The sequence below is a fragment of the Burkholderia sp. 28_3 genome (assembly GCF_003253915.1).
GTDB classification, from domain to species: Bacteria; Pseudomonadota; Gammaproteobacteria; order Burkholderiales; family Burkholderiaceae; genus Burkholderia; species Burkholderia cenocepacia.
The window spans coordinates 234,755-243,757 of the sequence record NZ_QKZF01000005.1 but is presented as its reverse complement, the minus strand read 5'-3'; the positions used below and the strand labels follow the sequence as shown (position 1 = coordinate 243,757).

The 9,003-nt window shown below is 67.9% G+C and carries 12 protein-coding genes and 1 tRNA gene; 6 read left to right on the top strand and 7 right to left on the bottom strand.

Annotated elements, in window-relative coordinates; translation table 11 throughout:
* Positions 1–2: 2 nt before the first annotated feature.
* Positions 3–584 carry an RNA polymerase sigma factor gene (locus DFS13_RS14140; protein ID WP_006487651.1) on the bottom strand — a complete coding sequence of 194 codons (582 nt, stop codon included), beginning with the start codon at positions 582–584 and terminating at the stop codon, positions 3–5.
* Positions 585–758: 174 nt separating this feature from the next.
* Here DFS13_RS14140 and DFS13_RS14135 point away from each other — a divergent pair.
* A tRNA-Met gene (locus tag DFS13_RS14135) sits at positions 759–835 on the top strand.
* Positions 836–1,059: 224 nt separating this feature from the next.
* The gene (locus tag DFS13_RS14130; protein ID WP_006487649.1) at positions 1,060–1,392 is read left to right on the top strand and encodes a hypothetical protein; all 333 of its coding nucleotides are present in this window, start codon (positions 1,060–1,062) and stop codon (positions 1,390–1,392) included.
* Between the two features lie 52 nt (positions 1,393–1,444).
* Here the strand turns inward: DFS13_RS14130 and DFS13_RS14125 are convergent, their stop codons facing one another.
* Positions 1,445–2,185, bottom strand: coding sequence for an SDR family NAD(P)-dependent oxidoreductase (locus DFS13_RS14125; protein WP_048985630.1), 741 nt, complete (start codon positions 2,183–2,185; stop codon positions 1,445–1,447).
* A gap of 115 nt (positions 2,186–2,300) precedes the next feature.
* Here DFS13_RS14125 and DFS13_RS14120 point away from each other — a divergent pair, with 115 nt between their 5' ends.
* On the top strand, positions 2,301–2,924 hold the full coding sequence (locus DFS13_RS14120; RefSeq protein WP_006487662.1) for a TetR/AcrR family transcriptional regulator: 624 nt from the start codon (positions 2,301–2,303) through the stop codon (positions 2,922–2,924).
* 20 nt (positions 2,925–2,944) lie between these two features.
* On the opposite strand, the gene eco is transcribed toward DFS13_RS14120, so the two are convergent.
* Positions 2,945–3,445, bottom strand: a complete 501-nt coding sequence (gene eco / locus DFS13_RS14115) for a serine protease inhibitor ecotin (protein WP_006497142.1) — start codon at positions 3,443–3,445, stop codon at positions 2,945–2,947.
* A gap of 143 nt (positions 3,446–3,588) precedes the next feature.
* On the opposite strand from eco, the gene DFS13_RS14110 reads away from it, so the two are divergent.
* The gene (locus DFS13_RS14110) at positions 3,589–3,915 is read left to right on the top strand and encodes a hypothetical protein (RefSeq protein ID WP_006478153.1); all 327 of its coding nucleotides are present in this window, start codon (positions 3,589–3,591) and stop codon (positions 3,913–3,915) included.
* A gap of 198 nt (positions 3,916–4,113) precedes the next feature.
* Here DFS13_RS14110 and DFS13_RS14105 read toward each other — a convergent pair whose 3' ends face one another.
* Complete coding sequence (locus tag DFS13_RS14105) at positions 4,114–4,518, bottom strand: hypothetical protein (protein WP_077188834.1); 405 nt, start codon at positions 4,516–4,518, stop codon at positions 4,114–4,116.
* A 117-nt stretch (positions 4,519–4,635) separates the two neighbouring features.
* Here DFS13_RS14105 and DFS13_RS14100 point away from each other — a divergent pair, with 117 nt between their 5' ends.
* Both DFS13_RS14100 and DFS13_RS14095 read left to right on the top strand, forming a co-directional pair.
* Entirely contained in the window at positions 4,636–5,016 is a 381-nt protein-coding gene (locus DFS13_RS14100) for a DUF5594 family protein (protein ID WP_006487642.1), read from the top strand.
* 185 nt (positions 5,017–5,201) lie between these two features.
* The gene (locus tag DFS13_RS14095) at positions 5,202–6,569 is read left to right on the top strand and encodes an MFS transporter (RefSeq protein WP_006497144.1); all 1,368 of its coding nucleotides are present in this window, start codon (positions 5,202–5,204) and stop codon (positions 6,567–6,569) included.
* 30 nt (positions 6,570–6,599) lie between these two features.
* Here the strand turns inward: DFS13_RS14095 and DFS13_RS14090 are convergent, their stop codons facing one another.
* The 3 genes from DFS13_RS14090 to DFS13_RS14080 form a co-directional block, all read right to left on the bottom strand.
* A complete protein-coding gene (locus DFS13_RS14090; RefSeq protein WP_111441826.1) occupies positions 6,600–7,193 on the bottom strand; it encodes an AAA family ATPase in 594 nt (197 codons plus the stop codon).
* Positions 7,186–8,607: an alpha,alpha-trehalose-phosphate synthase (UDP-forming) gene (gene otsA / locus DFS13_RS14085; protein WP_111441825.1), complete on the bottom strand. Its 1,422-nt coding sequence runs from the start codon at positions 8,605–8,607 to the stop codon at positions 7,186–7,188. The genes DFS13_RS14090 and otsA overlap by 8 nt, the downstream gene beginning before the upstream one ends.
* Positions 8,608–8,745: 138 nt before the next feature.
* Complete coding sequence (locus tag DFS13_RS14080) at positions 8,746–8,955, bottom strand: hypothetical protein (protein WP_006487640.1); 210 nt, start codon at positions 8,953–8,955, stop codon at positions 8,746–8,748.
* Positions 8,956–9,003 lie beyond the last annotated feature (48 nt).

The following is a 9,003-nucleotide window of genomic DNA, read 5'->3' as shown; positions in this document are numbered from 1 at the left end:
CTCTAGATATCCAGTTCGTCGTAAATGGGTTGCAGTCGAGCACGCAGATGCAGGACCGCGTAGCGTTTGCGCGCGAGCAGCGTATTGAGCGTGACACCGCTTTGCGCGGCCATCTCCTTGAAGGACTGTCCTTCCAGCTCGTGCGCGATGAAAACCTCGCGCTGATTCGCCGGCAACTCGTCGAGCGCATCCTGCAACGCCTTGAGCAACAGCGTGCGAGCGTAGAGCGCCTCGGGGCCGGCATCGTGCGCCGGCAGCGCCAGATCCAAGCGATACTCGCTGTCCGCTTCGTCGTCGGCATCGAGCAGATCGGTCAGCGGTTGCTCCTTCTTCTTGCGAAAACGATCGATGATGCGGTTGCGCGCGGTACGGAACAGCCACGCGCTCGCCTGTTCGATTGGCGCGGGAAGTCGATAGGCCTGTACGAATTCGTGAAGCACATCCTGCAGAACGTCCTCGGCATCGTCCGGGTCGCGGATCCGGCGCCGAATGAAATTCCCTAGCCTCGTTCGTTCACGCATCACCGTCGCAGTGATGTCGCGGTCTGGGTCGGTCATCGTTTGCGAAGTGGGTGGCGGTTCCATGCGTCTGAAGACGTTTCAGGCGCGTGAATATTGTGGCGAGCGTGAAAAATTTTCGGTTGTACGCGTCGGCTTCACTGCGCTGCAGTCGTTTCAAGGAACAGGCCCGATATGGCACCAGCCCGTCGTCGCAGGAATCGATTGACTCCCCGCATCAACCCGAAGTACACTTCGCGCCGCGGGGTGGAGCAGTCTGGCAGCTCGTCGGGCTCATAACCCGAAGGTCGTAGGTTCAAATCCTACCCCCGCAACCAAATGCCGAAGCCCGCTTTGCGAAAGCAAGCGGGCTTTTTGCTGTCCGGCGGTCCGGGGATGTGGCTTGCATGTGCAGCGCAACTAAGGTATGCGAACGGCGATGCAATCGCGCGTTCACCACGACGTGCGACACGTAATCGCAGCTCGTCCATTCGCCGCAGCCATGCAGCGAACATTGCGTAGAATTCCGAACCTTCTTCGGTTCAGCACACGGACTTCTCGAATGATTCGAACGATCGCGGCACTCGTCGTGCTTTCGGCGATGACCGCCGTGGCCAACGCCGCCGACACCGGCACGGCCCCCACCAAGCAACGCTACGTCAGCCCGGGCATCGCCAACGTCACTGCCTCGGCAGCCCCGCGCCCGGAAAGCACCGCCTCCAACGCCCGCTGTCGGGAACTGGCCGCCGGCATCGACGCGGTCACGCACTCACCGGACCGCGGCCAGAAGGTCGTGCGCGGGATGGGCCCGGACGGCAAGCCACGCAACGAACTGCGCGCCTACGACAAACGGGCCGATCTGGAAGCCGAGCACCAGCGCCTCGGCTGCCAGTAACGAACAACGCCGCACCCGCCCCCACCCGGCCAATCCGCGCCGGGCAGCGGCCTTACGCGTTCGCGCCGCCGTCGATCGTCAATCCGGTCCCGTTGATCGACCGCCCTTCCGGTCCGACGACGAACGCCACGAGCGCGGCCACGTCGTCGGCCTTGCCGTACTGCTGAATCGCCATCCGCGAACGCTGCGCATCGGCATGCGCGCCATCGGCCGGGTTCATGTCGGTATCGGTCGACCCCGGATGCACGATGTTGACCGTGATGCCGCGCGGGCCGAGATCGCGCGCGAGCCCCTGCGTCCAGCCGATCAGCGCGGCCTTGCTCGCCGCATAGAGGCTCATCCCCGCATCGGGCACGCGCGTCGCGAGGCAACTGCCGGTCGACACGATGCGCCCGCCCTCGCCGAGATGCCGCGCCGCCGCCTGCGACGCGACGATCACCGCGCGCACGTTCACGTTCAGCGTCGCGTCGATGTCGTCGAGCGTGAGGTCGTCGAGCGATCCGGCCCGGAAAATCCCCGCGTTGTTGACGAGGATGTCGAGTCCGCCGAATGCCTCCGCGGCACGATCGACCGCGTTGCGCACGGCGACCGGATCGGCGCTGTCGGCCTGGATCGCGATGGCGCGCCGGCCCAGCGCCTCGATGCCGGCAACCACGGCCTGCGCCCGCTCGGCCGATTTTTCATACGTGATCGCCACGTCCGCGCCATCGGCCGCCAGCCGTTTCGCGATCGCCGCGCCGATGCCGCGGCTGCCGCCCGTGACGAGTGCACGCTTGCCCTGAAGTCGGTTCATGTCGGTTCCTTTCCTCATTTATGTAACGACCGACACAGAATGTGGCAAGTTGCGCCGCACAGTCAATTGATTTATTTTATCGATCGATACAGATATCGACGAAGGAACGGACGCAATGGCTGAACGAGGCCGACCGAGAAGCTTCGACAAGGAAGCGGCGCTGGATCGCGCGATGGAGGTGTTCTGGCGTCTCGGCTACGAAGGAGCGTCGATGACGGACCTGACGACCGCGATGGGCATCGCGTCGCCGAGCCTGTATGCGGCCTTCGGCAGCAAGGAAGCGTTGTTCCGGCAAGCGCTCGAGCATTACGGCGCAACCGAGGGGCGGGAAATCTGGGGGGGCGTCGAACGGGCGGCCAGTGCGCACGACGCCGTGCAGCGCTACCTGATGGATACCGCGCGCGTGTTCACGCGGCGCTCGAAGCCGGCCGGCTGCCTGATCGTGCTGTCGGCGCTGCATCCGGCCGAACGTTCCGATACGGTCCGGCAAACGTTGATCGCGATGCGCGAGCACACGGTCGACGCGCTGCGGGAGCGGCTCGCGCAAGGCGTCGCGACCGGCGAAATATCCGCGCACGCGAATCTCGACGCGATCGCCCGCTACTACGTGACGGTCCAGCAGGGCATGTCGATTCAGGCGCGCGACGGCGCGAGCCGCCGCGATCTGGAGGCCATCGCGCAGGCCGCGCTGGCCGCCTGGCCGGCGCTCGTCGGCACGAGCGGCGCGGCCGGTGCGTAGCGGCAGGCGCCGCCGAAAGGTTACTGCTTCGCAGCTTGCTGCACGTCCTTCGACGCATGCCACACGCGATAGCGCACGTCGAAGCCGTCCGGCACATAGACGACGAGCGGCAGGCGGCTGTTGTAGCGCAGCAGCTGGCCGTCACCGCGCACCTGCACGAAGCGTTGCTGCGGCGCCTGGCCCGGGCATGCCATCAGCGTCGATGCCGGCCCTTTCACGTCGGTGAGCCGGTAATACGTGTAGCCCCAGCCCTTCACGTCCTCGGCGGTCAGCTCGCCGCCGAACCACTGCTGGTTGCAGTCGGTCTGCAGCGTCTTGCCGATCATCAGCTCGACGCGCGCATCGCCCTCGTTCTCGAGCGCGGGCAGCGCGATCACGACGCGCTGCTGGCCGGCCGCGGCCTGCGGGAACATCTTGATCGACTCCGCCGGCACGGCGGGCGCGGAGGCCGGCGCGGCCACGCAGGCGGCGGCCGTCGTCACGCAGAAAGCGGCCAGCGCGGCCCGGATCGCGAATTTCATCGATGTGCTCCTGAAAAACAAATGAGCCCCGGATGCTAACACTTTCGTCGCAAGACCTTACGAGCCTGTAATTTGGCGACACAATTGCAAACAGCCGGCAATCCCCGGGCGCGGTACTTATAGCGCAACGAACGGAGAACATCATGCTGAAGCTCATTGCTGCCGCCGGCGTCGCCACCCTGCTGGCCGGCTGCGTCGTCGCCCCGGACGCCGGATACGGCTACGGGCAGCCCTACTATTCCGATCCCGGCTACGCGTACGCGCCGTCCCCCGTGTACGGCACGGTCAATATCTGGGGCGGTGGCGGCGGACGCGACTGGGATCGCGGCCGACGCGACTACCATCACTGGGACGGCGATCGCGGCAACCGCGGCAACGGCTGGTGGCGCGGCGGCGGACGCCGCGGCGACTGGAACGAAGGCGGCGGTGGCGGACACGGTCGCGGCGACGGCGGCGGGCATCGCCACTGACGCGCAATTGCAACCGTTTGTATCCACGCACGGCCCGCCGATGGCCGGCGGCGCGCCATGCAGGGGTACGGACGACCACACAAAAGACGAAGGCCCTCGCATCGAGCGAGGGCCTTTCGTCGTCCGGCGCGGCGAAACGATCGTCGGTGGGTGCCGGCCGACCGGCACCCACCCCGCGCGCACGCCGCGCGCCGGCGCTTACCAGCCGGCCGGCTGCACGTAGCCACCCTGCTGCACCGGCGCCCCGCAGACGTACGCACGCTGGTAGCGGTCGTAGCAATAGTTCGGACCGTCGTCCTGGTACTGCGCCTGCTGATAGGTCGGGTAGGCCTGCTGCTGGTACGCGGGCGCCTGATAGTACGTCGGCGGCTGATAGGCCGGCACCTGGTACGCGGGTGCCTGATAGGCGACGGGCGGATTCATCGCCGACGTCACGATCGCGCCCAGCACCGCGCCGCCGATCAATGCGCCGATGACGGCGCCGCCGTCGCGGCCATGCGCGGACGCCGGCCCCGCCACCGCGAGCGAACCGGCAAGGACACACACTGCGGCAATCTTTTTCATGATGGACTCCCACGCGAAGTGGTACTGGATGCGAAGCATTGTGGCGGTGCGCGGCCGTAATAGATGCAGCAAGTGGTAACGCGCGATTACCGGTATCGCATCCGCCGAAACGCGGCGTCGCCGTGCTACGATTTTCGGCGTACAGGAGACGCCTTCATGCAGCCCGAAACCGCCCGCCGTTTCGATACCGAATTCGCGCCGCGCATCGCGCAGGCGATCGCCGCGTTCTTCGCCGATCACGTGCAGACCGACGTCGTCCCCTACGGCGGGCACGGGCACCCGACGCGCGTGCAGATCCGCAGCGCGCCGCACGAGCACGTGAGCGGCTTCGTGCATCCGTTGAATCTCGAACTGACGTGGGACTCCGACGAGATCGAGCGGCTGATGGAACCCGACGGCCCGCAGCGCTTCGAGCACTACCTGGCCGCACTGCCGAGAAAGCTGGGCGCGTGGCAGGGCGCGCGCGACATCGATCTCGCGTCGCGCACGCAGGCCGACCCGCTCGTGCGGCTCGGCGGTCTCGACTTCGAAGGCTGAATGCGCGCGCCAATCGGCGGCCGCGCGGCTCGGCGTCGCGCGATGCGGCCCGGTGATACACTCGACCGGCCCCGTTCCGGTGCCGCCATGCCGGCCGGGCCGTTCATCGCCGCCTGCGCCCCCGCACATGGTTGCGCACGCAACCGGCAAGCGGGCACGCGGACAACCACGCTCTCGCTCCCGTCATGAACGCCGATACCGGCCTGCCGCTTCCGCAACGCTACTGGGCGATCGTCTGCGTCGCCCTGGGCATCACGCTCGCCGTGCTCGACGGCGCCATCGCGAACGTCGCATTGCCGACCATCGCGCGCGACCTGCACGCATCCGACGCCGCGTCGATCTGGATCGTCAACGCATACCAGCTCGCGGTCACGATCACGCTGCTGCCGCTCGCGTCGCTCGGCGAGCGCATCGGCTACCGCCGCATCTACATCGCCGGACTCGCGCTGTTCACCGCGGCGTCGCTCGGCTGCGCACTGGCCGGCTCGCTGCCGATGCTGGCCGTGATGCGCGTGATCCAGGGGTTCGGCGCGGCCGGCATCATGAGCGTCAACGCGGCGCTCGTGCGGATGATCTACCCGTCGTCGTTGCTCGGGCGCGGGCTGTCGATCAACGCGATGGTGGTCGCGCTGTCGTCGGCGATCGGGCCGACGGTCGCGTCCGCGATCCTGTCGTTCGCGTCATGGCCGTGGCTCTTCGCGGTCAACGTGCCGATCGGCATCGCGGCCGTGCTCGGCAGCCTGCGCGCGCTGCCAGCCAATCCGCTGCACGACGCGCCGTACGACTTCCCGAGCGCGCTGATGAACGCGTGCGTGTTCGGCCTGCTGATCACGGCCGTCGACGGGCTCGGTCACGGCGAAGGTCATGCGTACGTCGCGGCCGAACTGGCCGTCGCATTCGTGGTCGGCTACTTCTTCGTGAAGCGTCAGTTGTCGCAGCCGGCGCCGCTCCTGCCGGTCGACCTGATGCGCATCCCGATGTTCGCGCTGTCGGTCTACACGTCGACGGCGTCGTTCACGTCGCAGATGCTCGCGTTCGTCGCGCTGCCGTTCTGGCTGCAGCATTCGCTCGGTTTCTCGCAGGTCGAAACCGGCCTTTACATGACGCCGTGGCCGCTCGTGATCGTGTTCGCCGCGCCGCTCGCAGGCGTGCTGTCGGACCGCTATTCGGCCGGCATTCTCGGCGGGATCGGGCTTGCACTGTTCGCCGCCGGCCTGCTGTCGCTCGCGACGATCGGCGCGCACCCGGGCACGGTCGACATCGTGTGGCGGATGGCGCTGTGCGGCGCGGGCTTCGGGCTGTTCCAGTCGCCGAACAACCGCGCGATGCTGTCGTCGGCGCCGCGCGAGCGCAGTGGCGGCGCCGGCGGCATGTTGAGCACCGCGCGCCTGACGGGCCAGACGCTCGGCGCCGCGCTCGTCGCGCTGATTTTCGGGCTCGCGCCCGACCGCGGGCCGACGATCGCGCTCTATGTCGCCACGGTGTTCGCGGCGGTGGCCGCGGTCGTCAGCCTGCTGCGCATCGCATCGCCGCGGCCGGACACGGCGGCCTGACACCATCGCGCGCCGTACGCGCGGCGGGCGTCAGGCGGCGTCGAGCGCGTCCATCACGAAGCGCACGCGCGCCTTCACGCTCACACGCGGCAATTCGATCAGCCGATAGCCATACGACGTATAGCAATCGACCATCGCGTCATAGGTCCGCACCGCTTCCGCGAAATCCTGCCGGCGCTCGGTGTCCTGCGCATAGATGTCGGGCCATGGCGGCGCGATGAACACGCGCCGGTGGTAGCGGAACCGCCGCGCCGCGGCTTCCGCGTGCGCGGGCACCGTCAACCCGGTCAGCTTCAGGTAACCGATCACGTCCGGCACGCCGCGATCGAAGAACACCGGTCCGCGCGCCTGCCGCGCGAGATGGTAGGACCGCATCTCCCAGCTCAGCATCAGCTCCGCGAACGCTGCCGGGTCGCGCCACGGCAGCGCTTGGCCATCGACGGCCATCTGGTCGCGGATCACGCCGCGCCCGGCTTCCTGCGAACGTGCGTAGCCGGCACGTTCGAGCGCATCGAGCAGCGTGCTCTTGCCCGAACCCGGCCCGCCCGTCACGACGAAGAAACGGCCGGCGGGATCGTCGGCCACTTCGTCGTCGCTATCGGCGCCGGGCGCGCCATCACGCATGCGCCACCCGCCGGCCCGCGCGCCGCGTGACCGACGCCGCCGCCGCGACACTGCGCAAATCGGCGACGAACGTGTCGCGCCAGACCGACAGGTCGTTCTCGCGCAGCCGCGCGAGGTTCTCCTCGTGACGCGCCTGCCGCTCCGCGAGCGGCATCGACAGCGCGCGTTCGAGCGCCTCGGCCATCTGCGACAGGTCGTACGGATTGACGAGCAGCGCGCCGGTCAGCTCGGCCGCCGCGCCCGCGAACTCCGACAGCACGAGCACGCCCGGATCGGCCGGATCCTGCGACGCGACGTATTCCTTCGCGACGAGATTCATCCCGTCGCGCAACGGCGTCACGTAGCCGACCTGCGACATCCGGAAGAACGCCATCAGCAGGTTGCGCTCGTACTTGCGGTTCAGGTACTGGATCGGCGTCCAGTCGAGTTGCGAGAAGCGGCCGTTGATGCGGCCGGCCTCGCCTTCGAGCGTTTCGCGGATGTGCTGATAGGTCTGCACGTCGGAACGTGTCGGCGGCGCGATCTGCAGGAGCGACACGCGCTCCTGCCAGCCCGGTGCATTCGCGAGCATCCGCTCGAACGACTGAAAGCGTTCGACGAGCCCCTTCGAGTAATCGAGGCGATCGACGCTCATTACCAGCTTGCGGTCGCCCAGCGCCTCGCGCAGCATCTTCACCGGCTTGCGCGTGCCGTACTGAACGGCCGCCTGCGCGATCGCGTCGGGATGCACGCCGATCGGATAGGCGGCGACCTTCACGACACGGCCATGCGCATGCAGCATCCCGTCGTCGCTCGCCGCGCCGATGCCGCGCCGCTCGATGTAGTCGGTGAAGGCCTGCTTGTCGGCTTCGGTCTGGAAGCCCGCGACGTCGTACGCGCACATGAACTTCACGAGTTCCTCGTGCGGCGGCACGAGGCGCAGCATGTCGGGCGACGGAAACGGGATGTGCAGGAAGAAGCCGATCGGGTTCTTCACGCCGAGCTCGCGCAGGCAGTGCGCGAACGGCAGCAGGTGATAGTCGTGCACCCAGATCAGGTCGTCCGGACGCAGCAGCGCGGCGAGCTGCTTCGCGAGCATCGCGTTCACGCGCAGATAACCGGCGTACTCCTGCCGATCGAAGCGCGCGAGATCGCCGCGGTAGTGGAACACCGGCCACAGCGTCGCGTTCGAGAAGCCGCGGTAGTACTGGTCGTAGTCGCGCCGGGTGAGCCCGACCGTCGCATACGTCACGTTGCCGTCCCGCTGGATCGCGGGCTCGGCATCGGGCGCGCCGACGATCTCGCCGTTCCAGCCGAACCAGACGCCGCCCGTTTCCCGCAGCGCGTCCATCACGCCGACAGCCAGGCCGCCCGCGCTCGGGCGCGTATCCTCGCCGGCGGCGACACGATTCGATACCACGATCAATCTGCTCATGCGACTTCCCCTCCTCGATTCGATTGGCTGGCGCGCGACGCACGCCAAAGCAGGCGCGGCGGCCCGAAGGCGGCCGCGCGGCGACTCAGTTCCGAGAATTGCAATGAAATACGGCGGTGGAATGCGGCGACGACCGTATCAAGCGTCCTGCTCCTGACCGAGGTCGCGTTGATAGTCGAGCCCTTCCGGGCGAGCACCACCCTGGTTGTGATCGCCGTCCGACGGCGTCTCGTCCGGCGCGCCCGCGGGCGGTGCCGATGGCGCGTCGGTCTGCGGACGCGAGCGGTCTTCCGGATGGCTGGCCGCCGCGTCAGGCGGCCGGTGTGACAACCGTTTCGAACGGCGCATGGCTGGGTGTCTCATGTGCGGCGCGGCTCGAGGCCGTCGTAGAAACAT

What these genes read in the sequence shown, in the direction of transcription:
- DFS13_RS14140 (WP_006487651.1), bottom strand. Translation starts at nt 584, where the DNA reads ATGGAACCGCCACCCACTTCGCAAACGATGACCGACCCAGACCGCGAC.
- DFS13_RS14130 (WP_006487649.1), top strand. Translation starts at nt 1,060, where the DNA reads ATGATTCGAACGATCGCGGCACTCGTCGTGCTTTCGGCGATGACCGCC.
- DFS13_RS14125 (WP_048985630.1), bottom strand. Translation starts at nt 2,185, where the DNA reads ATGAACCGACTTCAGGGCAAGCGTGCACTCGTCACGGGCGGCAGCCGC.
- DFS13_RS14120 (WP_006487662.1), top strand. Translation starts at nt 2,301, where the DNA reads ATGGCTGAACGAGGCCGACCGAGAAGCTTCGACAAGGAAGCGGCGCTG.
- eco (WP_006497142.1), bottom strand. Translation starts at nt 3,445, where the DNA reads ATGAAATTCGCGATCCGGGCCGCGCTGGCCGCTTTCTGCGTGACGACG.
- DFS13_RS14110 (WP_006478153.1), top strand. Translation starts at nt 3,589, where the DNA reads ATGCTGAAGCTCATTGCTGCCGCCGGCGTCGCCACCCTGCTGGCCGGC.
- DFS13_RS14105 (WP_077188834.1), bottom strand. Translation starts at nt 4,518, where the DNA reads ATGCTTCGCATCCAGTACCACTTCGCGTGGGAGTCCATCATGAAAAAG.
- DFS13_RS14100 (WP_006487642.1), top strand. Translation starts at nt 4,636, where the DNA reads ATGCAGCCCGAAACCGCCCGCCGTTTCGATACCGAATTCGCGCCGCGC.
- DFS13_RS14095 (WP_006497144.1), top strand. Translation starts at nt 5,202, where the DNA reads ATGAACGCCGATACCGGCCTGCCGCTTCCGCAACGCTACTGGGCGATC.
- DFS13_RS14090 (WP_111441826.1), bottom strand. Translation starts at nt 7,193, where the DNA reads ATGCGTGATGGCGCGCCCGGCGCCGATAGCGACGACGAAGTGGCCGAC.
- otsA (WP_111441825.1), bottom strand. Translation starts at nt 8,607, where the DNA reads ATGAGCAGATTGATCGTGGTATCGAATCGTGTCGCCGCCGGCGAGGAT.
- DFS13_RS14080 (WP_006487640.1), bottom strand. Translation starts at nt 8,955, where the DNA reads ATGCGCCGTTCGAAACGGTTGTCACACCGGCCGCCTGACGCGGCGGCC.